Origin of the sequence: Phaeobacter sp. LSS9, assembly GCF_003443595.1 — a bacterium.
GTDB classification, from domain to species: Bacteria; Pseudomonadota; Alphaproteobacteria; order Rhodobacterales; family Rhodobacteraceae; genus Phaeobacter; species Phaeobacter piscinae.
The window spans coordinates 3,125,921-3,150,931 of sequence record NZ_CP031956.1 but is presented as its reverse complement, the minus strand read 5'-3'; the positions used below and the strand labels follow the sequence as shown (position 1 = coordinate 3,150,931).

Below are 25,011 nucleotides of genomic sequence, written 5' to 3'. Positions count from 1 at the left end.
TAATGGAGATCCTGCGCTACGCCATCTACCGGTTCGGAACCATGTTGCTGACGCTGCTGGTGGTGTCTGTGCTGATTTTCATCATCATCAACCTGCCTCCGGGTGACTACCTATCCAACCAAATCGCTGAGTTGCGCGCCTCTGGTCAGTCTTCTGGCGTCGAAAAAGCCGAATTTCTGCGAAAAGAGTATGCGCTCGATCGCCCCCTTTGGCAGCAATATATGATCTGGATGGGATTCATGCCCGGCCCACACGGGTTTTCCGGTATGATACAGGGCAACTTTGGCTGGTCTTTTGAATTTGACCGGCCGGTTGCCGAAATCGTTGGTGAGAGCCTCTGGCTGACGGTTCTGGTCAATGTTGCGGCAGTGCTGTTTGTCTATCTTGTCGCGCTTCCTTTGGGCGTTCTGGCAGCGGCCCGATCACGCACCTGGGTTGACTACACCTCTGCCTTCGTGGGCTACCTTGGGCTTGCCACACCAAACTTCCTATTGGCACTGATCCTCTTTTATTACGGGCATAAATATTTCGACCTGCCCATAGGCGGGCTAATGGATCCCTCCTATGAAGGCGAACCCATGAGCTGGGACAAGGTGAAGTCCATCCTGATCCACCTGATCGTGCCAACCTTCGTCATCGGTACCTCTGGTGCATCCGCCATGATGCAGCGATTGCGTGCCAATATGCTGGACGAACTGGGCAAACCCTATGTGGAAACCGCCATCGCAAAAGGGATGGCTCCGGCACGAATGCTCACCAAATATCCCCTGCGCGTGGCGTTCAATCCCTTTGTTGCGGATATTGGCAATCTGCTGCCCGCAATGATCTCCGGTTCGGTTCTGGTCTCTGTCGTTCTGGGCCTGCAGACCATCGGCCCAACCCTGCTGACTGCTCTTAAGACACAGGATATGTTCCTCAGCGGGTTTGTCCTGATGTTCGTTGCGCTGCTGACGCTGATCGGCACCATGATTTCCGATGTGTTGCTCGTCATGCTGGATCCCCGCATCCGTTATGAGGAGCGCAAGCGATGAGCACACAGCCCGACAATCGCTATGTCGACACCACCCCCTATGATCCGGATGCAGCCCTGCAAGAGCTGGAGCGCAAGGATCTGGATGCCCCCAATTGGGTGCTGATCTGGCGCAAATTCAAAACACACAAACTGGGCCTCACCTCAGGTATCTTCCTGCTGGTCTGCTATCTGCTGCTTCCGGTCATTGGTTTCATTGCGCCATATGGGCCAAACGATCGCGACAGTGAGCATATCTATTCGCCTCCGCAGTCCATCAATCTGTTTCACGAAGGCAGTCTTCGCGCGCCGTTCATCTATCCGATGACCTCGGAGGCGGATCTCGAAACCTTCCAATGGATCTTCAAACCCGATCTGGAGAACCCACAGTCGCTTCGGTATTTCTGTGAGGGCGCGACTTACAAGATTGCTGGGCTGATCCCCTCCAACACGCATCTTTTCTGCGCGCCCGAAGGGGCCACGCTCTTCATCTGGGGATCCGACCGTTTGGGCCGCGATGTCTTCAGCCGCATTCTCTATGGCGCACAGCTTTCCCTCACCGTAGGTCTGATCGGTATCACCGTCTCCTTCATTCTGGGCATCTTCTTTGGCTCTCTGGCCGGATATTTCGGTGGCAAACTGGACTGGACGATCAACCGTATGATCGAAATCCTGCGGTCCCTGCCAGAGCTGCCATTGTGGCTGGCGCTCTCGGCTGCTGTGCCCTCCAACTGGTCACCTGTTGCGGTGTTTTTTGTGATCTCTATCATTCTGGGCATTCTCGACTGGCCAGGTCTTGCGCGCTCGGTCAGGGCAAAATTCTTGTCTTTGCGAGAAGAAGAATATGTGCGCGCAGCCGAAATGATGGGCGCGTCGTCAGGGCGGGTCATTCGCAAGCATTTGCTGCCGAATTTCATGTCGCATCTGATTGCATCAGCCGCGCTGTCGATCCCGGCGATGATCCTGGGGGAGACGGCCCTGTCGTTCCTCGGCCTTGGTCTGCGCGCACCCGCGGTAAGCTGGGGGGTTATGCTTAACGATGCACAGAACCTTGCCTCGATAGAAATCTACCCCTGGACCGCTATTCCGATGCTCCCAATCATCGTTGTTGTGCTGGCGTTCAACTTCCTAGGCGATGGGCTGCGTGACAGTCTGGACCCTTATCAGCAATAAGCCACGCCAGTCTTACAACCACCACTAGGAGGCGGCAATGCGCGATCTTCCCGACCATAACATGTTTCGGGTGATCCCCGGCGATCACTGGCCAAGCTGCTATGCTGTTTCGGAGTTGGCCAACCGCTCGCTGGCGGCGGTCGGGGTCGCCCTCGCAGAATTGATGAAGGCCACAAATCTCACCACAGGTGCACTACCAATCACCCTAGATCAACGCCGTGCCGCGCTGTGGTTTCGCTACAGTTTTCGTCCTGAGGGCTGGGAGATGCCCAATCTATGGGATCCTTTGGCAGGTGACTATCGCACCGCTGATGGATGGATCCGCCTTCACACCAACCTGCCCCATCATCGCGCTGCTGCGCTGAATGTTCTGGGCTGCACCCCCGAGCCGGAAGCCGTTCGCGACGCAGTTGCACAGCAGCCGGGCGATACGTTGGAACAGGCTATTGTCACCGCAGGCGGCGTTGCCGCCGCCATGCGCAGCGCCGCAGAGTGGCAAACCCATCCGCAAGGGCAGGCTGTCGCATCGGAGCCACTGATCGCATGGAGCAATGCCCGCCCTATTCACATGCGGGAGCGGCCCGAAGCCACACCGGAGCGACCTTTGGCAGGGCTTCGGGTACTGGACCTCACCCGTGTTCTGGCAGGTCCAGTGGCGACGCGAACCCTGGCCGCATTTGGTGCGACGGTGCTGCGGATCGACCCGCCGGGTTGGGATGAGCCTGGTGTTCTTCAGGATATTTCACTGGGTAAACAGATGTCAGCCCTGAACCTGCGCTCTGAACAGGGGCGTGACCAGTTCGAAACCTTATTGGCAAAGGCTGACGTGCTGGTGCATGGCTTTCGCCCCGGCGCGCTTGAGGGACTGGGATACGACAATGCAAAACTGCGAAAGCTTACTCCGAACCTGATTGATGTGCGCCTCAATGCCTATGGCTGGAGCGGCCCGTGGGCCAAACGCAGAGGCTTTGACAGCCTCGTACAGATGAGCACTGGCATCGCGGAGCGCGGACAGCATTGGATGGCGGGTGGGAAAATCTCGCCTGATACATCCGCCAAGCCAGTACCACTGCCCGTTCAGGCGTTGGACCACGCCACCGGTTATCTGATGGTTGCCGCTGTGTTGAATGCACTGACCAAGGCCAGCCAGGGCGATCCCGTCGGGGATGCCCGCCTGTCCCTGGCCCGCACCGCTCATGCGCTTGCGACCCTGACAGAGCATCACGGTGACGACAGCTCCCCGATTGGCCCGCTCATGGGCGCGGTTGATGCCGATTACGCCAACCAGATTGAGCTAACGAGCTGGGGGCCGGGGCGCCGGTTGCTGTCGCCATTGAAGGTTGGTGAAACCCAGATGCGCTGGGACCAGCCTGCAACAGCCGCAGGCACCGCCGCACCAGTCTGGCCCGCATAAGACGTTAGCGGTCGTCCCCTCCGCCGTCGTTCACATCCATCAGATCCTCATCGATAGCGGCCTGAACCGCGCCGACTGCGAGATCACGCTTATCCTTCGGCGCCTGATCTGCCTGATCTTCCGCCAAACGCACGGTGACCTCGCGGTGCGCAAATTTGACCCCTTCACGGGCAAAGAGGTCACGGATTTCCTGAAACACTTTCTTGCGCACGAGCCATTGATCACCGGGTTTGGTCATGAATTTGACCCGGATGATCATCGCGGAATCCTGCATCTCGATCACGCCCTGCGACTTCAGGGGCTGGATGAATGTGTCACCGATCACCGGATCATCCAGTAATTCCTGTCCCAGTTTCTTGATCAGCTTGCGAACCTTTTCGACGTCGGTGTCATAGGTCACCCGCAGCGGTAGCTTCATCATGACCCAGTCACGAGAATAATTGGTCAGCACGCGGATTTCACCAAAGGGGATGGTGTGCAGAGCCCCCAGGTGATGCCGCAATTGAAACGAGCGAACAGAAATACGTTCAACCGTGCCTTTGACATCGCCGATATCGATGTATTCGCCTTTGCGGAAGGCGTCATCGACCAGGAAAAACGCACCTGAGAAGATATCCCGCACCAGCGTTTGTGAACCGAAGCCAACGGCAAGACCAACAACACCGGCACCGGCAAAGAGCGGGCTGACGTTGATCCCCAGTTCCAACAGGACGATCAGGATGATGGACACTACAACAACCGCGAGAATGGCGCCCCGAAACAGGGGTAACAAGGTGGCAAGCCGGCTGGCCCCACCGGCACCACCTTCATCGCCCAACTCACCAACGGGCACATCTCCGACCTCTTCGTCGATCTTGCTGTCGATCCAGATCCGGGCGATGTGATAGACGATGTAGCCGATAAACAAGATTACGATGATATCGCTCACCCGGGACAGTCGGGAGTTCTCCATCCACGCGGCCTCGGGATTCCAGATGGCAACCATAGCAAAGAACCCGACAGTGAACGCCAGAATACCCGCAATTCGGCGCGCGAGATCTTCGAAGGTGGCGACCGGATGCCGCGGCTTTGGCGCGATTTCAACCTCATCGCCCTCGTAGTCGGCGTCATCCTCGTCGTCGGTGGGACCGCTGTCGACCAAAACCCGCCGTTGCGACCGGTTGAAGAAACGCTCAATCACATAGTTGATGATACCGTAGACCACGAGGATTGAGGTCAGAACCGAGTAGCTCCCGACCGTGAGAGGCAGCGACATATCCCGCTCAAGCACCAGATCGAAGGCCAATTCGAGCCAGCCGAAGATGATGTAGATCACCAGAACCGGCGCCCAGACCACAGACAGCAGCCGGACCAGCCATGAGCAGGCCTCGGGCGGGCGGCCTGCGCGGATTGCATTGGAAATCGCGCGGGCGTTGATCACCACCATCAAGAGGTTGCCCAGAGTGCCCACCAGCGCCAGAACGCCATAGACAAGCGCATAGACGTTGTAGTTCAGACCAAAATCCCCGACCCAGGTTGCAAACAACACCGAACTGATGTCGTAGGTCGCCAGCACCGAGGCCCAGATGTAGAGGCGACGTGCATCCCGGTCCGAAAAAACGGGGATGCGGTATTGGCTCAGGTAGGGGGACAGCACCATCCGCCACAAATCCGAGACCGATCTGGACAGGAAAAACGCGGTGTAGATCGCGGTAACGGTGAACTTCACCGATGAATTTCCGGATGATCCGAAGATCAGGTAGGACGTCAACAGCGCAAAGGCCATGGCCACAATGGTCCCGACCACGCCCATGAGAAAACGAAATACCAGAAACGGCATTTTGTCCTGATAGCCCTCGGGGTTCTCCTTGATCCGTGCCACCACATGTTTCTTGGCAATCCGTTTGCCGTAGATCTCCACCGAGACCCAACGGCCGATAAACAAGAGCAACAGGCTCCAGCCAAGCACCTTCACATAGGTGATAATGCGGCCGTCCGGGCTGGTCTGCCGCAGAATGTACTGCACTTCGAATATCGAATAGGGCATCGCTTCAAGGCGACTTTCCAAGGCAGCGCCGAATTGCTCGACCTCGGATTGTGCCTTCATCAGCGCCGAGGCGCCGTCCATCTGATCTGTCGCAGGAACCGGGGTGGCGTCGGTCGGTGTATCCGAGGGGGAGACGAGTTTCCCGCGCCCATCCACGATGATCACGCCAACCCCGCTATCAGCCGCCTGTTCGATCGCTTTGGCCAGACCATCGCCGCTGGAGGAATTCGTGGCCTGCGCCAGTGCTTCAGAGGTGCCACTGACCGCAAAGGCGAGCGCCACGATCAAGCAAATAAGAAATTGCGATACCAGTCGCCGCATACGCACCACCTTTGAATTTGTAACCATTTCTTCACCAAGGCCGCAAAATGGTGAAAATATCAAGTCTTTGCACGGTTACATGGATGAGGAGGCCGGGATTATTTCTGCCCTTCAGCGCTTGATTGCAACTTATGCCTCTGCGCGTTATAGAAAATTCAGCGTACCGCGTGAGACGCAAGGACGGGACGGGGCCGACGGGCGCCACAGGCCGCCTTCCACGTTTTGGCCGGACGCAGAAACGATCTGTGCCTTGGCCCGTAGCGTGTCAGGCTGAGCAACCTGAGGCGACACTATGCTGAGGCGGACCCTGGCCAAGCCAACACGCACAGCCGCTGATGCGGGAGGTGGACAGATGTGTCCAATCATCCGCTGCGACGGCAACCTGCTAGATCATGCCGATGCCGCCACCTCCCTTCCCTCTCTCCAGACGCAGGCCCAGCTATGACAGCCAACGCCCCCTCCAGCGCCCTTCGCGGGGCGCGTGTCATGCTCTACAGCCACGATACCTTCGGGCTGGGCCATCTGAGGCGGTCGCGGGCACTGGCAGGCGCGATCACCCATGCTGATCCGACGGCCTCAGCTCTGATCTTGACCGGTTCCCCTGTGGCGGGGCGTTTCGCCTTTCCCTCCCGGGTTGACCATGTGCGACTGCCCGGCGTGATCAAACGCTCGGACGGTTCCTATGCGTCGCGCACGATGGGCATGTCGATTGAAGAGACCACATCTCTGCGCGCCGGGCTGATCCGTTCAACCGCGCTGCAATACGCCCCCGATGTGCTGATCGTTGACAAGGAACCGACCGGGTTTCGCGGGGAATTGCTGCCAACCCTCGACGAGTTGAAGTCCAATGGAAATACACAGCTGATCCTTGGGTTGCGCGACGTGCTGGATGAACCGGAGGTCTTGGCGGCTGAATGGGCGCGCAAGGACGCAGTTGCGGCCACCGAACAGTTCTATGATGAGATCTGGGTCTACGGCATCCGCTCCGTTTACGACCCGACAGCCGGGCTTCCGCTCAGCTCTGAGGCGCAGGCACGCATGCACTGGACCGGATATCTACGCCGCGATCTGGGTGATCTGGGCACACCACCCGAGCAACCTTATGTGCTGATTACTCCCGGTGGTGGTGGTGACGGCGCGATGATGGTTGATCTCGTGCTGACTGCCTATGAGCGGGATCCGGACCTGGCGCCGCGTGCGATGCTGGTCTACGGCCCGTTTCTGTCCGGCGACACCCGCACCGAATTCGAGACCCGCGTTGCCGCGCTTGACGGTCGGGTCACCGCCGTAGGTTTCGAATCCGAGATCGAAACCCTCTTTGCCGGCGCACAAGGGGTTGTCTGCATGGGCGGTTACAACACGTTTTGCGAAGTGCTCTCCTTTGACAAACCCGCCGTTATCGTTCCGCGCACCACACCGCGACTTGAGCAATGGATCCGGGCAAGCCGCGCCGAAGAACTGGGGCTGACAGCGATGCTCGACGAACGCCGCGACGGTTGGACGCCTGAGGCAATGATCCGGGCCATTCGCGCGCTTGCCGATCAGCCGCCCCCCTCTGCTGCGATCCCGGACGGTTTGCTGGACGGGCTGGACTACGTGACCGACCGTGTCGATGCGCTGCTGCATGGCACCAACGGAAAGGCTGCCGAATGACTACCGGATCAACAGGGCCATCCCGCCCGCCCCTTGCCGTTGTTGTAAAAGGCTGGCCACGCCTTTCTGAAACCTTCATTGCGCAGGAGCTGGTCGCGTTGGAAGCGGCAGGTCATCAGTTCGAGATCTGGTCTCTGCGCCATCCCACAGACGTGAAACGCCACCCCCTGCACGAAAAACTGACTGCTGCGGTCCATTACCTGCCGGAGTACCTCTATCAGGAGCCAGATCGCGTTTGGGCCGCGCGGGATCAGGCCAAAACAATGCCTGGCTACCAGACGGCCTATCGGATTTGGCGCGAAGACCTGCGTCGCGATCCAACCCGCAACCGAATTCGCCGCTTTGGTCAGGCCTGTGTTCTGGCTGCTGAAATGCCCGGTGCGGTGCTGGGTCTCTACGCCCATTTCCTGCACACGCCGTCTTCTGTCGCGCGCTACGCGGCAATTATGCGCGGCCTGCCGTGGAGTTTTTCGGCCCACGCCAAGGACATCTGGACCTCCCCTGATTGGGAACTGCAGGAGAAACTGGCGGCCAAGAGCCATGGGGCCACCTTTGGTGCGACCTGCACCGGATTTGGCGCGAAGCACCTGCAGGACATGGCAGACCGCAGTGACCGCGTTGATCTGATTTACCACGGGCTTGACCTGTCACGGTTCCCCTCGCCCCCGCAGCGTAAATGGCGCGCACCGGGCGATCCGCTGCACCTGATGTCAGTGGGGCGGCTGGTCGAAAAGAAAGGCTTTGATCGGTTGATCGGTGCGCTGGCGCTTCTGCCGAAAAGTCTGGATTGGCATTGGACCCATATCGGTGGTGGTGACATGCGGGATTTGTTGCAGGGTATCGCCGAGGACGTCGGGGTCGCGGACCGCATCACTTGGCGCGGCGCATGCGATCAGCCCGAGGTGATCGCCGCCATGCGCGCCTGCGATCTGTTCGTCTTGCCCAGTCGTATTGCTCGTGATGGTGATCGGGACGGCTTGCCCAATGTGCTGATGGAAGCCGCCTCCCAGCGTCTGCCGATCCTGTCCACGGCAGTATCAGCTATCCCGGAGTTCATCGAAAGCGGCACCCATGGCCTGCTCAGCGAGGACACACCTGAAGCCTTGGCTGAAGCCATCCTGACCCTCAGTCGAAACCCGGAGCAGGCGGCCCGCATGGCAGAGGCTGCCTTGGGTCGGTTGCGCAGCGATTTCGGGATGGATCCCGGCATAGCACGCCTGTCGGAACGGCTGACCCTCATGATGCAAAACGCATGACGCTTGGCCAGGGCCGAACTATAGCCTTTTACGCGCCAATGAAATCGCCGCGCCATCCGGTCCCCTCCGGCGACCGCGAAATGGCGCGAAACCTGATGGGTTTGCTTTCTGTCTCTGGCGCGGTGGTCACATTGGCCAGCGAACTGCGGATCTTCGACAAATCAGGCGATGCAGAGCGTCAGGCAATTCTGCGCGCCAAGGCGGCGCAGGAAGTCGACCGCATTTGTACCGAGATAGCACCGGCGCCAAAAGCGGAGCGACCGGATCTCTGGCTGACCTACCACAACTATTACAAAGCGCCCGACCTGATCGGACCAGCCGTCGCCCGCCGACTTGCGATCCCCTATGTGCAAGTGGAATCGACACGAGCCAAGAAGCGCCTGTCGGGCCCTTGGTCCGAATTTGCACAAGCCGCCCATGACGCAGCGGACGCAGCCTCTGTCATTTTCTATCTGACACAGCAGGACCACCAGACACTGTTGCGGGACAGATATCGCGATCAGCATCTGGTTCACCTGCCGCCGTTTCTGCCATATCACCGATTGCCGGAGCCCAGTGACCGGTCCGGCGCCATGCTGTGTGTCGGTATGATGAGGGAGGGTGACAAACTCACGTCTTATCGCCTTCTTGCCGACGCGCTGTCTCAGGTTTCGCGACCATGGCGGCTGGATATCGTCGGAGACGGCCCGGCCCGATCCGAGGTAGAGCAGATGATGTCGCGCTTTGGCAACAAAGTGCGTTTTCTGGGGGAGTTGGACCGGGACGCCTTGGGCGTGCTCTACAGGCAGGCCTCTGTCTTTGTCTGGCCTGGCGTCAACGAGGCATTCGGGATGGTTTATCTGGAGGCCCAGTCCCACGGGGTTCCGGTCCTGGCACAAGATCGCCCGGGTCTGCGTGACGTTGTCACCAGGTGGGAGTTCCCTGCACTCACACCGCAACCAAACAGCGGATCCGAGGGGTATGCACAAGCACTGACACAGGTACTTGATAATCCCGCCCTGTGTGACCGACAGGCGAGCCGTGTTCGCAGCCGGATCGCAGACCGGCACCTTGCACCGGCGGCCGCACAACGTTTGTGGTCAACACTTTCACCCTTACTGGAGATCCCATCATGATCAGGCTTGCTCTCTTGCGCCACGGCCACACCGATTGGAACCGCGCCGGCCGCATACAGGGGCGCAGCGACATCTCGCTGGACGATGCTGCCCGCGCTGAACTTTCCGCGCAGTCCCTCCCCGCGCCTTGGGATCGGACGTCCCTCTGGTCCAGCCCCCTTAAACGCGCGGCTGAAACCGCGGAGCTGGTCGCCGGGCGCCCGCCAAAAACCAGCCCAGCCCTGATTGAAATGAACTGGGGCGACTGGGAAGGGCAACACGGCAAGGAGCTTAAATCCGATCCAGCCAGCGGGTTTCGCGACATTGAAGATTGGGGGTGGCACTACCGCCCGCCCGGTGGAGAAACCCCGCAGGAGGTCTGGGAGCGGATCGCCCCTTGGCTTGCAGATCTGACGGAAGACACGGTTGCAGTCTGTCATATTGGCATCATGCGAATGATCCTCGCCCGAGCTCATGGCTGGAATTTTGACGGCTCCGCCCCGTTTCAGATCAAGCGCAATCGATTGTTCGTAGTGGAGATTGATGGCAACGGCACGCTCACGCCCATTGCCGAACCAGTGCGCCTCAGCAAACGGGCTGCGGAATGAAAATTCTGATTGCCGTAACGCATCTGTTGGGCACAGGACATCTGTCCCGTGCTCTGACGCTGGGCCGGGCCTTCGCCGCAGCCGGGCATCGGACCTATGTGGTATCAGGCGGCGGATCCGCACACCACCTTGATCACAGCGGCGTTGATCTGATCCAGCTGCCGCCGCTGCGCTCTGATGGCGTGGCGTTTAACAGATTGCTGGCTCCAACCGGCGATCTGGCGGACGATACCTATCTCAACAATCGTGTTGAGCAGCTCTGCGATACACTTCGAGATGTCGAACCCGATATCCTGATCACCGAGTTGTTCCCCTTCGGTCGGCGCAGCCTGAAGCGGGAGTTTCTGGCACTTTTGGATACGGCCAACACTCTGCCCAGCCCCCCGGTCATTCTGGCATCAATACGCGACATTCTCGCACCACCTTCAAAACCCAAGAAGGCGGAGGATGCCGCTACTATCCTGACGGCACATTACGACGGCGTGCTGGTGCATTCCGACCCGCAGGCCACCCGGTTGGAGGCCTCATGGCCGGTGACACCCGAGATCTCGGAGAAACTTCACTACACGGGATACGTTGCTCCAGCTGCGCCGGTGCCGCATCCTGGGGGTGTTGGCAAAGGCGAGATCCTTGTCAGCGCCGGTGGCGGCAGCGTTGGGTCTGCGCTTTATCGGGTTGCTGCAAAAGCCGCCAAATTGCGACCGGCCCTGCGATGGCGCATTCTGATAGGCGGAAATAATGCAGCGGAGGAAATCGCGCGTCTGAAAGAACAGCACGGCGAGACGGCTGCTATTCTGGAGCCAGCCCGGCCAGACTTTCGCCAGATGCTGCAGGGCGCTGCCGCCTCAGTCAGCATGTGCGGCTACAACACAGCACTAGACTTGCTGCAGACCGGTGTGCCTGCAGTGATTGTTCCCTTTGATGCGGGCAACGAAGTAGAGCAATCTCTGCGTGCCGCCAGCCTCACCCCACTCGATGGCATAACCTCTCTGGCTGCTGCCGATTTGACGCCGGAGATGCTTTGCGCGGCATTGGATGACGTCATCTCCGCCCCTGCCCGACCGACAGATGGCTTCCGGTTTGACGGCGCTGCCCGAACGGTAGAGATTGCGTGCAACTTGGCAAAGGAGCGTGCATGACACCGGATTGGACCAGTTTGGACCGCGAGCTTTCTCGATGGCAGGACGATGGGTTGATCCTGCCAATCTGGTGGCGCGACGACGACGCTATTGCCCCCACGCCCCAGTTGGACCGACTGATTGAGCTGTCAGAACGCCTGGCCCTGCCCGCCCATCTTGCGATTGTTGCGCGTGATGCCACGCCCGCCCTTGCCGCCCGGTTGGCGCACGTGGATACATTGGTGCCCGTCGTGCATGGCTGGGCGCATGAAAACCACGCAGGCACCGGTGACAAGAAAGCGGAATTTGGCACCCACCGTTCAATCGACGACGTGTTGGAGGACGCTGAAAATGCTCTGAACCGGTTGCGCGACCTGTTGGGTGACCGGCTGCGACCCATGTTTGTCCCGCCCTGGAACCGGATAGATCCCGACGTCGAACCCTGGCTCGCCGGGTTGGGCTACAGCGCCCTGTCGACCTTCACCCCGCGCCGCCGAGCAAAAGCGGCACCGGGGCTTTGGCAGATCAACACCCACCTCGACCCGATTGACTGGAAGGGCTCGCGCGGGCTTGTAGCGCCAACGCTGCTGCTGTCACAGCTGGTGACACAGCTTGCCGCGCGTCGTAAGGGGCACGCCGATGTCGCCGAACCCTACGGCATCCTGACCCATCATCTGGTGCAGGATGAAGCGACCTGGGGATTTTGCGAGGATGTGATGCGGCGCCTGCTGGATGGTCCGGGGCGCGCCTGGGTATTTGATGAAAGGATTATCTGAATGAGCCGCTTGGATTCCATGCTGCGCCGTCTGACCGCGCAGCGGGATGGGCTGAATTGGGCCGCGGAGCAGGTTCGCAACCTTGCCGGGGATGTGCTCGACATCGGTTTGGGCAACGGGCGCACCTATGATCATCTGCGCGAAACACTGCCGGACCGGCGGGTTCGCGTTATTGACCGGGTGCTGCAATGCCACCCCTCCTGTGTGCCGCCAGAGGCTGATTTCCTGCAAGGCGAGGCTCGCCCGATGCTGGACAAGCTGGCACAGGAACGCAACCCGATCATATTGGCCCACTACGACCTTGGTTTTGGTGTGAAAGAAAAAGACATTGCCGAAGCCGCCGCTCTGTCCCCGGCGATTGCGGCTGTGATGGCTGAGGGAGGGATCATCGTTTCTGGTCAGCCCCTCGTCGGATTTGATGAGCTGGACGGCCCGCAAGGGATACCTCCTGGGCGCTATCTTTTCTACCAGGTGAGATGAGAGCCCCGCGATGCTTGAAAAAACGCCCCGGAACAGTCCGGGGCGTTTTTTGTTGCATCTTGCACCCTAGGATCAGGCGACACGATTGCCAACCGACCAGACCGCACCCAGCGCTGGAACGCCAGCCCGCATTCGAAAGCGGATAAGATCCGCCCGCTTGCCAATGTCGATACGCCCGCGATCCGTAAGATTGACCGCATCCGCCGGGGCCGAGGTGACCGTTGCCAGACCACGCGCAATATCGCCCCAGAGTTCGCCAAGCTGCGCTGCCGCCAGCAACAGGGCCGCAGGCACATAGTCCGAGGACAACACATCAAGAAGCTCCAGCTGTGCCAGATCCTTGGCCGCGACATTGCCGGAATGCGATCCCCCCCGGATCAGGTTAGGTGCCCCCATCATCACCTTGATACCGTGGTCGTGACAGGCCCGCGCGGCCTCTACCGTGGTGGGGAATTCCGCCAAATGGATACCGTGACCGGCGGACACCGTCACCTGCTCCGCAGTTGTATCATCATGACTTGCCAGGACCGCACCAAAGCGGCGCGCGGCCTTCACGGCCTCCACCTCGTGCAGATCACCGTAGATGTCGCGCATGCGCTTCAACCCGGCGACATGCGCCTTGAAACCATCGTCGTCAAAGCCGTGCTTGCCTTTGACGTAGGCTTCCAGCTTCGACATGTCCCGGAACTGTCTCTGCCCTGGGGTATGATCCATCAAGGAGACCAGGCCGACACGGTCGGCCTCACCAAATTCGTTCAGTTCATCAACAAGCGTCTCAGAACAGACTTCGGCGCGCAGATGCAGGAAATGGCTGATTTTCAGCGCATCCTGCTCGCGCAACTCAAGCAGCTCGCTTGCAAGGCTGCGCGCATATGCACCATATCGGGACTCTGCTGCCTTGATAGAGCCCACCCGCATCGCATCGAAAACAGTGGTGATACCGGTGCCTGCCAGTTCAGCGTCATGTGCGATAATCGCTGCCGCGTGGGGCCAGTCTACCTTGGGGCGGGGTTGGATATGGCGTTCCAGATTATCCGTGTGCAGTTCCACAAGACCAGGGCAAAGATAATCACCGTCAAGATCAACAGCGCCCTTGGGAACGGATGCGCCATCCGCAATGTCAGTGATTACCCCCTCTGTCAGGATAATGGAGCCGACGCGAGTTTCACCGGGAAGGACAAGAGTGGCATTGGCAAGGATCAAAGGTTCTGTCATCTGAATTTCACACAATTTGAGCTATAGAACGGGCCACACTTAGGAGGCCATTGTGACAGTCACGCGATACGCGATCTATTATGTCCCGCCTGTACAGGCGGAATGGAGCCGGTTTGCATCCAGTTGGCTGGGTTGGGACATGCATGAGGGGTCTTCGTTGGACCATCCCACCGGCACCGGCCTCGACGTGGCGGCTATCACCGATGTGCCGCGCAAATACGGGCTGCACGCGACCATAAAACCGCCGTTCCGGCTTGCGGAGGGAACGACATTTGACGCGCTGGCCGAGCGATTTGCGCAGTTCGCCTCTGCTGCAAAACCGGTGATACTGGACGGGCTGTCCCTGACCCGACTTGGCCGTTTCCTCGCCCTGTGCCCGCGCGGGGATCAATTGGGGTTGAACCGTCTTGCATTTGACTGCGTTCACGATCTGGATGAATTTCGCGCCCCCGCCACACTGGATGAGCTGGAGAAACGACGCGCCAGTGGGTTGTCTCCCGCACAGGAACAAGCGCTGGTGACATGGGGTTACCCTTATGTGGGTGACAGTTTCCGGTTCCACATCACCTTGAGCGGCAAACGCCCGAAGGCAGAATTGCCCGCGATCGAAGCTGTGCTGCAGGATCGTTTGGTTCCCCAGCTGCCAACGCCCTTTGTCATTGGCGATCTGGCTTTGGTTGGTGAGGACAGCGACGGACGGTTTCACATGATGCATCGTCACGCCCTTTCCGGCTGAAGCCAGGGCATCAGGGCGGTTTCCGCCGCTTGGACCGCCCCTTCCAACTGACCACTGTTGTCGATCTCGATCACCTGCGACAATCCGGCAGGCATAGGTGTTGCCGCGCGGGCAAGCCTGCGCTCAATCTCCGCGCGATCCTCACGCCCGCGCGCCATGAGCCGTTCGGCGAGCACCTCGGGTGTTGTCGTGACAGAAAGAATAACCAACGTGCCGAAGATCGCCTCCGCCTCAAGAAGCACCTTGCGTGAGAGGTTTACCAGAACACCCGAGGCCCGATTGCGCAGCTCGTCAATATCCCGCGGAATCGCATAGCGTAGTCCATGCGCTTCCCAGTGCAGGGTAAAACCCGGCGCGACACAAAGCGCTGCAAACTGTTCCTCACTCACAGCGTCGTAGTCTTCCCCGCCGAGTTCCGGTGCGCGGGTAATGATCCTGCGCTGCGTTACCAAGCCCGGAATGCGCTCAAGTAGCGCCTCCATCAGGCTGTCTTTGCCGACGCCGGACGGGCCGACCACAGCAATCACCGGTGCTTTGACTGATCCCGGACTCATGTGTCCGCCTTCGGTGTGAAGGCGGACACATCGACAAAGCGATCACAGACCTGTTCGCGCGCAGCCTCATCATGGAAAATTCCAATGATGGCCGCGCCGCGCGCCTTCGCCTCCTCGATCAGACTTAAAACCGTGGCGCGGTTTTGCGCATCAAGGCTCGCGGTCGGCTCATCCAGCAACATCGCAGGATAGGTATGGGCAAAACCCCGCGCGATGTTCACCCGCTGCTGTTCCCCACCGGAAAATGTTGTCGGGCTAAGCTGCCAAAGGCGTTCGGGAATGTTCAGCTCCGCGAGCAGTGTTGCAGCGCGGTCGCGCGCCGCCGCCGGGTCAACCCCAACAGCCAGAAGAGGCTCCGCCACGACATCCAATGTCGGCACCCTCGGCACCACCCGCAGAAACTGGCTCACATAGCCCAGCGTCTCGCGTCGCAGCGCCAGAATTTCGCGGGGTGCGGCCCTGGCGACATCCACTCCACCGATCATGACCGTCCCGGAGGCGGCCAGGTAGTTGCCGTAAATCACCCGCATCAGGGTCGATTTACCGGCTCCGGACGCGCCCGTAAGACCAATACACTCCCCTGCCGCAACCTGCAGGCTCGCGCCTTCCATCACCGGGATGACTGCGCCGCCCTGATTGTGCAGGGTGAAACTCTTGCTCACGTTTTGAAGTTCAATCATCTCGGATCCTCAAACCTGAAGAACGCTGGAAACCAGCAATTGGGTGTAGGCATGCTGCGGATCGTCCAACACCTGATCGGTCAGACCTGTCTCGACGACATGGCCGTCTTTCATGACCATCAGCCGATCCGCCAAAAGCCGCACCACCGCGAGATCGTGGGTCACGATGATCGCGCTCAGCCCCATCTCGCGCACCAGGCTGCGCAGCAAATCCAGCAGTCGCGCCTGTACCGAAACATCCAAGCCCCCCGTGGGTTCATCCATGAAGACCAGCCTCGGTCCGGTCACCAAATTGCGGGCAATCTGCAACCGTTGCTGCATACCACCCGAGAAAGCAGAAGGGCGATCATCAATCCGGCTTTCGGCAATCTCGACACGGCCCAGCCAATCGGCGGCGCGGGCACGGATGTTGCCATAGTTGCGACCCCCCACCGCCATCAACCGCTCACCGATATTGCCACCAGCTGACACAGACATGCGCAAACCGTCGCGGGCGTGCTGATGGACAAAGGCCCAATCCGTGCGCCCCAGCATGCGACGCGCCGGTTCCGACATGGTGACCGTGTCCACAGGCCCGTCCGCACGGGTGTCAAAAATCACCTCACCCCGGTCCGGCGTCAGATGCCCCGCCATACTGTTCAACAGGGTCGATTTTCCCGACCCACTTTCCCCGACGATGCCCATGACTTCGCCCGGATAGAGATCAAAGCTCACATCCGTGCAGCCAATCCGCGCGCCATACATCTTGGCTAGGTTTTTTACTTGCAACAGCGGCGTCATCACGCGGCCTCCTCGCTCAAGCGGCCGAGATGGCCCGCGTCACGCCGGGATCGGCAATAGTCCGTGTCGGAGCAGACAAACATCCGGTTGCCGGCATCATCCAGGATCACCTCATCCAGATAGCTGTCCTCTGCCGCGCAGAGATCGCAGGGATGGTCTGCCTTGCTGGCCTCAAACGGGTAATCCTCGAAGTCGAGTGAGACCACTTCGGTATAAGGCGGGACGGCATAGATGCGCTGTTCACGCCCCGCGCCAAACAGCTGGATCGCCGCCATGTTCATCTTTGGATTATCGAACTTTGGAATGGGAGACGGATCCATCACATAGCGATCCGCGACCTTCACCGGATACGCATAGGAGGTCGCGATGGCGCCGTGTTGGCTGATATCCTCATAAAGTTTCACGTGCATCAATCCGTATTCCTGCAAACTGTGCATCTTGCGGGTTTCGGTTTCGCGCGGCTCAAGGAAGCGCAAGGGCTCCGGGATCGGCACCTGATAGACAAGGATTTGATCCTCACTCAGCTCCGCCTCCGGGATCCTGTGGCGGGTCTGGATGACACTCGCCTTTGCGGTTTCTTCGGTGGTTGCCACGCCTGCGGTGTTTTCAAAGAACTTGCGGATCGACACTGCATTCGTGGTGTCGTCCGCGCCCTGGTCGATCACCTTCAGCGTATCATCCGGTGTCAGCGTCGCGGCCGAGACCTGCACGCCACCTGTGCCCCAGCCGTAGGGCATGGGCATTTCTCGGCTCGCAAAGGGCACCTGATAGCCCGGCACCGCCAGCCCCTTCAGGATCGCCCTGCGGATCATCCGCTTGGTCTGTTCGTCAAGATATGCAAAATTATAGTCGTTCATGACTTTTCCCTCACAGCCCCGGGTTTGAACCCCATCAGGAGGTTATTTTGGACGCTTTGATCGCAGTAAGCATTGCTGTTGCAGCAGCTGTAGCCTTTGTCGCTTTTGCAGCGTTCGACGGCTTTGGAATTGACTTCAAAAAGCTCGGCGAGGACGGCGACCCTAGTGCCACGAGGAAGGACAAATAAACTCATTGCGCAGCCTCCCGTGCTGCCAGCGTTTCTCCCAACTCCGCCGCCTCGCGGCGCAGTTTGCGGACCAATTCCAGTTCGGATTGGAAATCCACGTAGTGCGGTAGCTTGATGTGCTCCAGGAAACCGGTGGCCTGAATATTGTCGGCGTGACTGAGGACAAATTCCTCATCCTGCGCCGGGGCGCCCAGGTTGTCTTCGCCGAGTTCGTCCCAGCGTAAGGCGCGATCGACCAGCGCCATGGCGATAGATTTGCGTTCTGACTGACCGAAAACCAGCCCGTAGCCACGGGTGAACTGCGGTGGCACGGTTTTCGATCCCTTGAACTGGTTCACAGTCTCGCATTCCGTTAACTCAACCTCGCCAATCTCGATGGCGAAGCCAAGTTCGGGGATCTCCATCTCCACCGGCACGGCGCCGATACGTAACTCACCCACAAAGGCATGGTTGCGCGCATAGCCACGCTGAGTCGAATAGGCCATGCCAAGAATAAAGCCCTCATCGCCTCGGGTCAGCGACTGCAGACGCACCGCCCGGCTCGCCGGAAATGACATCGGCTCGCGCGTCAAATCGCCCGGTGTTTCATCGGTTTGTGCCTCCTGCTCAATGATGTTCTCACCGTCAAGGAAGGACAAAATATGCGGGGTGTCTTCGCTTCTTGGCTCGGCTCTTGGCGCTTCTGGCACCTCAGCGCCATCGGCCTCAGCGGCCAGTTTGAAATCCAAAAGCCGATGGGTATAGTCGAACGTCGGCCCCAGCACCTGTCCACCCGGCGCGTCCTTGAATGTTGCAGAGATCCGGCGGTCGCAGGCCATGCGGCTGGTTTCAACCGGCCGTGTCGTGCCAAACCGTGGCAAGGTGGTGCGATAGGCGCGGATCAGAAAGATCGCTTCGATCAGATCCCCGCGCGCCTGCTTGATCGCGAGTGCCGCCAGATCAGGATCATAGAGCGAACCCTCCGCCATCACGCGATTGACGGCAAGACTGAGCTGTTCGCGGATCTGGGCGAGGCTCAACTCCGCCACAGAAGTGTCTCCACGGCGCTCCTCGGCGAGCCAGGCATGGGCGTTGTCAATCGCCCGTTCGCCCCCTTTTACGGCTACATACATGTCTTAGCCTCCTTTATTGGAAAGCGGCATGATCCGGCTGGATCGGGGCAACGCAGAAACCTGGCTACCGGCGGTAAAATAGGTATCAAAGCCAAGTGGGAAGAGCATGGAATTGGCCTGAAACGGACCGGCGTCTGGCAGCCAAATCTCAGTGCTGGACTTGATACCGGGGCCACGCAACTCGGCGTTGGGCGTGTCAAAGCACGGCAACTCCACAATCAGGGTCGCCGAGCGATCCGGATACTCCGACGTCCCGATGCGATAACGATCCAGCGGCGCAAGTGCTGACCATCCGCCGATGGCGAAGTCAGCCTGTTCCGGCCTGACAAAAGGCGCGCCTGTGTGAAAGGTAATCCAGTCCCGCACAGCCGGGCGGTCCACGTCGGACGCAAGATAGAGGCCCGTATCTGGATCGCAGAGCGTCAACAACAGGCATCCTGCGGCAACCGAGAGCCCTTCGGGAGGAGTGGCGCCAGTGATGGCTTTGATCTCACCGGGCCGCGCCAGGGCGGTCATCGCAGCGCGAAACGCTTTCGCTGACTGGATCGGCGGAGCGGTGAAACCTCCGGAGAAATGCGACGCCTGGGTTTGTGACGACATCAGTCTTCCCCTCGCACCATGGTGAAAAAATCAACTTTTGTCGCAGCGGCTTTTGCAGCTCGGCTCATTTTTCGCGCCTGCCTTGCAGCCTCAAGCGGTGACAGAATCTGGCGACGAACATCCTCGGCTGCGCCTGTCTGCATCAGCGCATCGACCTTGGCCGCAGTCTCTGCCTGACCCTTGCTGCGCCCCTGCACATATCCGTGCCCGACAGTGCCATCCGGCAGTGTCAGCGCGCAGCGCGTGACAGTCATCTCACCCAGATTGAAGGGCGCGCCGCTGGCCCCCATACGTCCCTGGACCATGACGCCACCAACCTCCGGCGGACGAAGCCATGTGTGATCGGGATTGCATCCGTAGTCCTGCCACAGATCTTGCAGCGCTTTTGCGTCTGCCGTGGCCAGCAGGCTCATCCACGCCTTGCGGTTGGCGTGATTGCCATTCTCACCCGCTGTCATGCTCTTTTCACTGTTCATCTTGTCTAAGCCTCTTGGCTTGTTTGTCTAGTTAATCTATACAACTATACAAATATTAGCCGAATTGCCCGTCACCGCGCAACGGCAACCTTGTGAAAGTTTCATGACATGGCCCGCACTCCAGTCTGGAAATCCATAGCCATCAGCCTCACCGACGACATCGCGCAAAGACGATATCAGACCGGTGACAAGCTCCCGCCCGAAGTCCAGCTTGCGGGTCGTTTCGGCGTCAACCGGCACACTGTGCGGCGCGCTTTGTCTGAGATGGCAGATCAGGGGTTGGTCCATGCCCGACGGGGGGCCGGCGTCTTCGTCGCCGCGCAGCCGACGGAGTATCCGATTGGCAAACGGGTGCGGTTTCACCAGAACGTTGCCCGTCTGGGGCGCATTCCCGCCAAGAGGATCCTGACGCTAGAGACCCGCGCCGCCGGCCCGCGCGAAGCAGAGGCGTTGGGCCTTGATCCCGGTGCCGCCGTCCACGTCTACGATGGGTTGTCCCTGGCGGATGGTGAACCCATCGCGCTGTTTCAAAGCATGTTTCCGGCAGACGGTTTTCCGGATTTGCTGGCCGCGCTGAAAGAGACCCAGTCAGTAACGGAAGCGCTGAAACACTGCGGCGTTGCTGATTTCACCAGGGTCGAGACCCGTATCACTGCCAAGCTTGCAACTGCGACACAGGCCCTGCATCTGAAGATTTCCGAAGGCAGCCCAATCTTGCGAACCACCGGTATCAACGCCGGACCAAACGGCGACCCGGTTGAATTCGGGCGTACCTGGTTTGCGGGAGACCGCGTCACCCTGACGGTCAGCGACCCTAATAGCGGCAAAGCGGATCGCGGTTAATCGGCAACGACACACACGGACCTAAGATCGGCCCCGACGGAGGCTACGCATATTTCTCCAGAAACGCCTCAGCGCTCAGCAGGCGAAAATCGGGAACCGCGGCCTTCAATCGGGTGTCCTCCCAGTCCCACCACGCCAACGCCATCATTCGTTCAGCGACGGTCTCAGTGTATCGGCGGCGGATCAGCCGGGCCGTATTACCCCCGACAATCGTATAGGGGGCTACGTCCTTGGTCACTACCGCACCCGACGCCACAACTGCACCATGGCCGACTGTTACCTCGGGCTTGATCAGCGCGCCGTGACCGATCCAGGTATCGTGTCCAATATGAGCCATACGACTGGCCCGATGATCAAACCAAGCCGCGTCATCCTCCACATCGTCCCAATAGCTCGACGACCGATAAAGGAAATGGTGCAGGGAAGCCCTTTGCAGGGGATGGTCGGTGGCCCCGATCCGGGTTGCACTGGCGATATTAGAGAATTTCCCAATTTCCGCATTGGCGATATCACAGTTTCTGTCGCAATAGCTGTAGTCGCCAAACCGGCTGTTCAGCACGCGACTGTCTGCGCCGATTTCGACAAATGCGCCGAACTGGCTGTTGGTGATAGCACAATTGGGGTGCAGATACGGGTGATCGGCGGAGAGACGAGGCATCTGATAGCTTTCAATGGGATACATCAGTGAGACGAAGCCGCGACAGTCAGGGCAGCAACATTGCGGCCCCTTGGCGGCGCGCCTTACGACCCGGCTCTCCCTTGATCAGGCGGCGACGAAGCCAGCCAGAGAGCCAGTCCATCAACATCACCATCAGGATGATCAATACGATGTAGTAGGCGACTTCTTCCCAGTCTTTTTGGGTGATGATTGCCTGTGTCAGTAGCAACCCGATGCCACCACCGGTGATGGCGCCAATAATTGTCGCGCTGCGGGTGTTCGACTCAAGAAAATAGAGCAGCTGACTGAGCAAGACCGGTGTAATTTGCGGGATCACGCCAAACCGGTAGCGCTGCGCCGGCTTGCCGCCGGTTGAGGCGACGCCTTCGATTTGTTTCTGATCGACGTTTTCCAGTGCTTCGGAGAAGATTTTGCCGAAGGTTCCGGTATCCGTCACCAAAATTGCCAGCGTCCCAGTCAGCGGGCCAGGACCGAAGGCCCGTGCCAGAACAACGGTCCAGATCAGCGAATCCACCCCGCGCACAAAGTCAAACACGCGACGGGTGGCAAAGCGAACCGCGCGCAGCGGCATGAAATTCCGGGTGGCTGCAAAGGCCAGCGGAAGCGCAATCAAACCTGCCCCCATTGTTCCCAGAAATGCCATCAGAAGTGTTTCAAAAATCGCCCAGGCGACATCCTGATGACGCCACATCTTGTTGGTCCAGACATCATGAAAAATCGCACCCGCTTCGCCGGTTGCGGCCCGCGTCATCAACTCACCGATGCCCATGCCATGGTACGGGCTGTCCAAGGTAAAGAAAAACAGCTCCCAACCGGCAAAATAGCGAAACACCTCCGCCCGGTTGCGGGTCACTGTCAGGCGCCCGGCGTCCGTGGTGACGGCCAGCCGGTTCTTGGAGGCATTGATCCAATCCGGCAAATCGCCCGCCGGGAATTCCGCCTGCACACCGGCGCTGCGGCTTGGCGTTGCGCGAATTGTGCCATAGCCGGGTATGTCAAAGGTGATACTCTCAGGACCGAACCGGACCTCATAGCCATCTTCGAGGTCGATGATCGTCACCTGCGAAGAGGCATCGGGGAGCGTCACCCACTCCGGAGACTGCCCGTCCGGATAGGCGCCCTTGCGCTCTCCCTCAACGGCCACGCTGACGGCGCCGCTGCGATTATCACGCGTAACGTGGGTTTTGTAGCTGTAGCTGTCCGCCACCAATGTGCGCGCATTCTTCGGGTTCATCCGCTCAGCCAGCCCCGCCACATCAAAGGCTACAAACACATAGGCAAGATAGGCAAGCACCAACAGCGGCAACGCCAAGCTCAAGGCGCGCTTGCGCATGAACAGGCGTTCCATATCCAATTTGCGCAGGGTCGGCGGGACGGTCGTGTCAAAAGTCGTCATTGTTTGGCTCCATGGGTCAACCGGTCACGCAGCAGGCCCGACAGTTGATCCACCAGGACGATGGTGAAAAACAGCAGAAGAAAGATTGCAGCAGCTTCGTCGTAGCGTCCCTGCCCCCAGGACATCGCGTTGCGCAGCTCATACCCGATGCCGCCGGCCCCGACGAAGCCGAGGATCGCCGAAGCCCGAATATTGATTTCAAACCGCAAGAGCGCGTAGCTGACATAGTTTGGGCCAACCTGAGGGAAAACGCCCAACACCATGCGCTGCGCCCAGCCAGCACCGACAGAGGCCAGCCCTTCGACCGGTTTCAAGGATGCATTTTCATTCACTTCCGAGAACAGTTTACCCAGCGCCCCTGCCGTGTGGATTGCAATCGCGATCATCGCTGGCACAGGGCCGCCACCCAGTAGAAAGATCAGAACCAGCGCGATCACGATTTCCGGGATCGCGCGGAAGATATCCAACAACCGGCGAAAGACCGGGATCAGGGCAGGCCAGCGGGCCAGCCCCCGCGTCGCCAACAGCGACAGAACAGTGCCGAAAATCGCACCAATCAGCGTGGCCGCAGCCGCAATATTCAATGTTTCAATCAGCGCGGGGAAGAACTGCACAACATGTGCCGGCAGCAGGGAGAGCTTCTCGACCGCTTCTGACAGCACCTCGGAGGGATAGTCGAAAACATGGGTAATGCCATTCCAGAATGAGCCGGCATTGCGATCATCTGCAATCCGGAAACCGGCTGCCATCATGGCGACAAACACCGCCAGAATGACCCCGCCATACAAGCGTTTTCGCTGGATTAGTGCCTGATACTCGGCCTGTATATCAGCCACTGGCCGGGCCGAGACTGTTGCATGTGTCATGACTGGGATCCTGTATGGCAGCAATTGCGTCAACAGCCTATGGGACAGAGCATCTCTGTTGGCCTGCTCAGACCGTTGGCAATTGGCCGTCAAAATGGCGGAGGCGATGCTCACGCTCCGCCCCCGCACGCTTTGGTACTGAAATTAGTTGGACTTCAATTTCCGCGCTTCGATGATCACCTCATAGGCATCGTGGGTGATCGGCATGAAACCTTTGGCCTCGCCTGCTGCGACACCGTAAAAACACTCCGCATCCATTGATTTCAGGGATGCCATCAGGCCGGTCATCTTCAGTTTCACGTCCTCGGGCAATTCTGTACGCAGAACCACCGGACCTTCGGGGATCGGCTTCGACTGCCAGATCTGCACCAGATCATTCATGTCAACGAGGCCCGCATCAACAGCCCGACGCAGCGCGCCTGAGTTGAAGCCATCTTCCCACTCCCCCAGGCCGTCGGCCCAGCTGACGCCCGCATCCACATCGCCATTCGCGACCGCAACGATGGTCTGTTCATGGCCGCCGGTGAATTTCACTTCACCGAAATAGTCGCCCGACGTCATCGTCGCCCCGGTTGCTTCGGGGATCTCGATTGAGGGGATCAGGAACCCGGAGGTGGAGTTCGGGTCACCAAAACCAAAGGTCTTGCCCTGCATGTCGTCCAGCGATGTGATGCCGCTGTCCTTGCGGGCAAAACCAACGGAGTAGTAGCCGTAGCCACCATCGTTATTGACCTTCACGAGGATAGGCTCAACAGCCGCCGGATCGCTCAGGTAGGTCTTGGCGTAACCCGATGCGCCCAACCATGCCATATCGATGGTGCCGCCCAACAGGCCCTGAATGACACCGTTGTAATCCGCCGGGGCAAAGAGCTTGGTTTCAACACCCAGCAGATCTTCGGTTTTCTGGCGCAGACACTCGTTGTTGTTCAAACGATCCTGAGCATTCTCGCCACCGAGAATACCGATGCGGAATTCTTGTATCTCCGAGGTATCTGCCAGAACGGGTGCGGTCAGGGCTGTGGTCGCCAGAATGGCAGCAAACAGGTTTTTCATATTCAATCTCTCTGGTTGGTCATCCCGGCACAGACACGGCCGGGTTTG

Annotated in this window: 26 protein-coding genes; 13 read left to right on the top strand and 13 right to left on the bottom strand. The window is 59.4% G+C overall.

All coding sequences use genetic code 11. The features are described from left to right. Nucleotides 1–2 precede the first annotated feature (2 nt). From D1820_RS15075 to D1820_RS15065, 3 genes are read left to right on the top strand one after another with little or no spacing between them, the layout of a single operon-like run. Entirely contained in the window at nt 3–1,031 is a 1,029-nt protein-coding gene (locus D1820_RS15075) for an ABC transporter permease (protein WP_118069605.1), read from the top strand. Continuing rightward, nucleotides 1,028–2,182: an ABC transporter permease gene (locus tag D1820_RS15070; protein WP_040180487.1), complete on the top strand. Its 1,155-nt coding sequence runs from the start codon at nt 1,028–1,030 to the stop codon at nt 2,180–2,182. The genes D1820_RS15075 and D1820_RS15070 overlap by 4 nt, the downstream gene beginning before the upstream one ends. 37 nt (nt 2,183–2,219) lie before the next feature. Next, nucleotides 2,220–3,596, top strand: a complete 1,377-nt coding sequence (locus D1820_RS15065) for a CoA transferase (protein WP_118069604.1) — start codon at nt 2,220–2,222, stop codon at nt 3,594–3,596. A gap of 4 nt (nt 3,597–3,600) precedes the next feature. Here D1820_RS15065 and D1820_RS15060 read toward each other — a convergent pair whose 3' ends face one another. Continuing rightward, on the bottom strand, nt 3,601–5,943 hold the full coding sequence (locus D1820_RS15060; protein ID WP_118069603.1) for a mechanosensitive ion channel family protein: 2,343 nt from the start codon (nt 5,941–5,943) through the stop codon (nt 3,601–3,603). 441 nt (nt 5,944–6,384) lie between these two features. On the opposite strand from D1820_RS15060, the gene D1820_RS15055 reads away from it, so the two are divergent. The 7 genes from D1820_RS15055 to D1820_RS15025 are packed head-to-tail and all read left to right on the top strand — an operon-like array spanning nt 6,385 to nt 12,928. After that, a complete protein-coding gene (locus D1820_RS15055; RefSeq protein ID WP_192870579.1) occupies nt 6,385–7,596 on the top strand; it encodes a glycosyltransferase family protein in 1,212 nt (403 codons plus the stop codon). Further along, on the top strand, nt 7,593–8,852 hold the full coding sequence (locus tag D1820_RS15050) for a glycosyltransferase family 4 protein (protein WP_102897663.1): 1,260 nt from the start codon (nt 7,593–7,595) through the stop codon (nt 8,850–8,852). The genes D1820_RS15055 and D1820_RS15050 overlap by 4 nt, the downstream gene beginning before the upstream one ends. Beyond that, nucleotides 8,849–9,967, top strand: a complete 1,119-nt coding sequence (locus D1820_RS15045; protein ID WP_371311708.1) for a glycosyltransferase family 4 protein — start codon at nt 8,849–8,851, stop codon at nt 9,965–9,967. Before D1820_RS15050 ends, D1820_RS15045 begins: the two co-directional genes overlap by 4 nt. Beyond that, nucleotides 9,964–10,554 (top strand): histidine phosphatase family protein, encoded by a 591-nt coding sequence (locus D1820_RS15040; protein ID WP_118069602.1) that lies wholly within the window; start codon nt 9,964–9,966, stop codon nt 10,552–10,554. Before D1820_RS15045 ends, D1820_RS15040 begins: the two co-directional genes overlap by 4 nt. Beyond that, a complete protein-coding gene (locus tag D1820_RS15035) occupies nt 10,551–11,693 on the top strand; it encodes a glycosyltransferase family protein (protein ID WP_118069601.1) in 1,143 nt (380 codons plus the stop codon). Before D1820_RS15040 ends, D1820_RS15035 begins: the two co-directional genes overlap by 4 nt. Continuing rightward, nucleotides 11,690–12,448 carry a polysaccharide deacetylase family protein gene (locus D1820_RS15030; RefSeq protein ID WP_118069600.1) on the top strand — a complete coding sequence of 253 codons (759 nt, stop codon included), beginning with the start codon at nt 11,690–11,692 and terminating at the stop codon, nt 12,446–12,448. The genes D1820_RS15035 and D1820_RS15030 overlap by 4 nt, the downstream gene beginning before the upstream one ends. Beyond that, nucleotides 12,449–12,928, top strand: coding sequence for a class I SAM-dependent methyltransferase (locus D1820_RS15025; protein WP_118069599.1), 480 nt, complete (start codon nt 12,449–12,451; stop codon nt 12,926–12,928). A 72-nt stretch (nt 12,929–13,000) separates the two neighbouring features. Here D1820_RS15025 and D1820_RS15020 read toward each other — a convergent pair whose 3' ends face one another. Next, complete coding sequence (locus D1820_RS15020; protein WP_118069598.1) at nt 13,001–14,143, bottom strand: alpha-D-ribose 1-methylphosphonate 5-triphosphate diphosphatase; 1,143 nt, start codon at nt 14,141–14,143, stop codon at nt 13,001–13,003. Between the two features lie 52 nt (nt 14,144–14,195). Between D1820_RS15020 and D1820_RS15015 the strand changes: the two genes are divergently transcribed. Then, nucleotides 14,196–14,879, top strand: a complete 684-nt coding sequence (locus tag D1820_RS15015; RefSeq protein ID WP_118069597.1) for a DUF1045 domain-containing protein — start codon at nt 14,196–14,198, stop codon at nt 14,877–14,879. Here D1820_RS15015 and phnN read toward each other — a convergent pair. Genes phnN through D1820_RS14995 form a run of 4 tightly spaced genes read right to left on the bottom strand, consistent with a single transcriptional unit; the run spans nt 14,861 to nt 17,750 of the window. After that, complete coding sequence (phnN, locus tag D1820_RS15010; protein WP_118069596.1) at nt 14,861–15,433, bottom strand: phosphonate metabolism protein/1,5-bisphosphokinase (PRPP-forming) PhnN; 573 nt, start codon at nt 15,431–15,433, stop codon at nt 14,861–14,863. The two genes, D1820_RS15015 and phnN, sit on opposite strands and share 19 nt — an antisense overlap. After that, entirely contained in the window at nt 15,430–16,113 is a 684-nt protein-coding gene (phnL, locus tag D1820_RS15005; protein ID WP_118069595.1) for a phosphonate C-P lyase system protein PhnL, read from the bottom strand. The genes phnN and phnL overlap by 4 nt, the downstream gene beginning before the upstream one ends. 9 nt (nt 16,114–16,122) lie before the next feature. After that, nucleotides 16,123–16,893: a phosphonate C-P lyase system protein PhnK gene (gene phnK / locus D1820_RS15000; protein WP_118069594.1), complete on the bottom strand. Its 771-nt coding sequence runs from the start codon at nt 16,891–16,893 to the stop codon at nt 16,123–16,125. Continuing rightward, a complete protein-coding gene (locus D1820_RS14995; RefSeq protein WP_096707392.1) occupies nt 16,893–17,750 on the bottom strand; it encodes an alpha-D-ribose 1-methylphosphonate 5-phosphate C-P-lyase PhnJ in 858 nt (285 codons plus the stop codon). Before D1820_RS14995 ends, phnK begins: the two co-directional genes overlap by 1 nt. A gap of 47 nt (nt 17,751–17,797) precedes the next feature. Here D1820_RS14995 and D1820_RS19135 point away from each other — a divergent pair, with 47 nt between their 5' ends. Beyond that, nucleotides 17,798–17,938, top strand: a complete 141-nt coding sequence (locus D1820_RS19135) for a hypothetical protein (protein WP_162894102.1) — start codon at nt 17,798–17,800, stop codon at nt 17,936–17,938. A gap of 2 nt (nt 17,939–17,940) precedes the next feature. Here the strand turns inward: D1820_RS19135 and D1820_RS14990 are convergent, their stop codons facing one another. The 3 genes from D1820_RS14990 to phnG are packed head-to-tail and all read right to left on the bottom strand — an operon-like array spanning nt 17,941 to nt 20,126. After that, a complete protein-coding gene (locus D1820_RS14990) occupies nt 17,941–19,050 on the bottom strand; it encodes a carbon-phosphorus lyase complex subunit PhnI (RefSeq protein WP_118069593.1) in 1,110 nt (369 codons plus the stop codon). A 3-nt stretch (nt 19,051–19,053) separates the two neighbouring features. Next, the gene (phnH, locus tag D1820_RS14985; protein ID WP_118069592.1) at nt 19,054–19,650 is read right to left on the bottom strand and encodes a phosphonate C-P lyase system protein PhnH; all 597 of its coding nucleotides are present in this window, start codon (nt 19,648–19,650) and stop codon (nt 19,054–19,056) included. Further along, a complete protein-coding gene (gene phnG / locus D1820_RS14980) occupies nt 19,650–20,126 on the bottom strand; it encodes a phosphonate C-P lyase system protein PhnG (protein ID WP_052463870.1) in 477 nt (158 codons plus the stop codon). Before phnG ends, phnH begins: the two co-directional genes overlap by 1 nt. A 108-nt stretch (nt 20,127–20,234) precedes the next feature. Here phnG and phnF point away from each other — a divergent pair, with 108 nt between their 5' ends. Beyond that, nucleotides 20,235–20,969 (top strand): phosphonate metabolism transcriptional regulator PhnF, encoded by a 735-nt coding sequence (gene phnF / locus D1820_RS14975; RefSeq protein WP_118069591.1) that lies wholly within the window; start codon nt 20,235–20,237, stop codon nt 20,967–20,969. 43 nt (nt 20,970–21,012) lie between these two features. On the opposite strand, the gene D1820_RS14970 is transcribed toward phnF, so the two are convergent. The 4 genes from D1820_RS14970 to phnD all read right to left on the bottom strand — a co-directional run bounded on the left by D1820_RS14970 (nt 21,013) and on the right by phnD (nt 24,963). After that, nucleotides 21,013–21,627, bottom strand: a complete 615-nt coding sequence (locus tag D1820_RS14970) for a chloramphenicol acetyltransferase (RefSeq protein ID WP_118069590.1) — start codon at nt 21,625–21,627, stop codon at nt 21,013–21,015. Between the two features lie 46 nt (nt 21,628–21,673). Further along, nucleotides 21,674–23,044, bottom strand: coding sequence for a phosphonate ABC transporter, permease protein PhnE (gene phnE / locus D1820_RS14965; RefSeq protein ID WP_118069589.1), 1,371 nt, complete (start codon nt 23,042–23,044; stop codon nt 21,674–21,676). Next, the gene (gene phnE / locus D1820_RS14960) at nt 23,041–23,910 is read right to left on the bottom strand and encodes a phosphonate ABC transporter, permease protein PhnE (protein ID WP_040171128.1); all 870 of its coding nucleotides are present in this window, start codon (nt 23,908–23,910) and stop codon (nt 23,041–23,043) included. Before phnE (D1820_RS14960) ends, phnE (D1820_RS14965) begins: the two co-directional genes overlap by 4 nt. 144 nt (nt 23,911–24,054) lie before the next feature. Continuing rightward, on the bottom strand, nt 24,055–24,963 hold the full coding sequence (phnD, locus tag D1820_RS14955) for a phosphonate ABC transporter substrate-binding protein (RefSeq protein WP_040180517.1): 909 nt from the start codon (nt 24,961–24,963) through the stop codon (nt 24,055–24,057). Nucleotides 24,964–25,011: the final 48 nt, after the last annotated feature.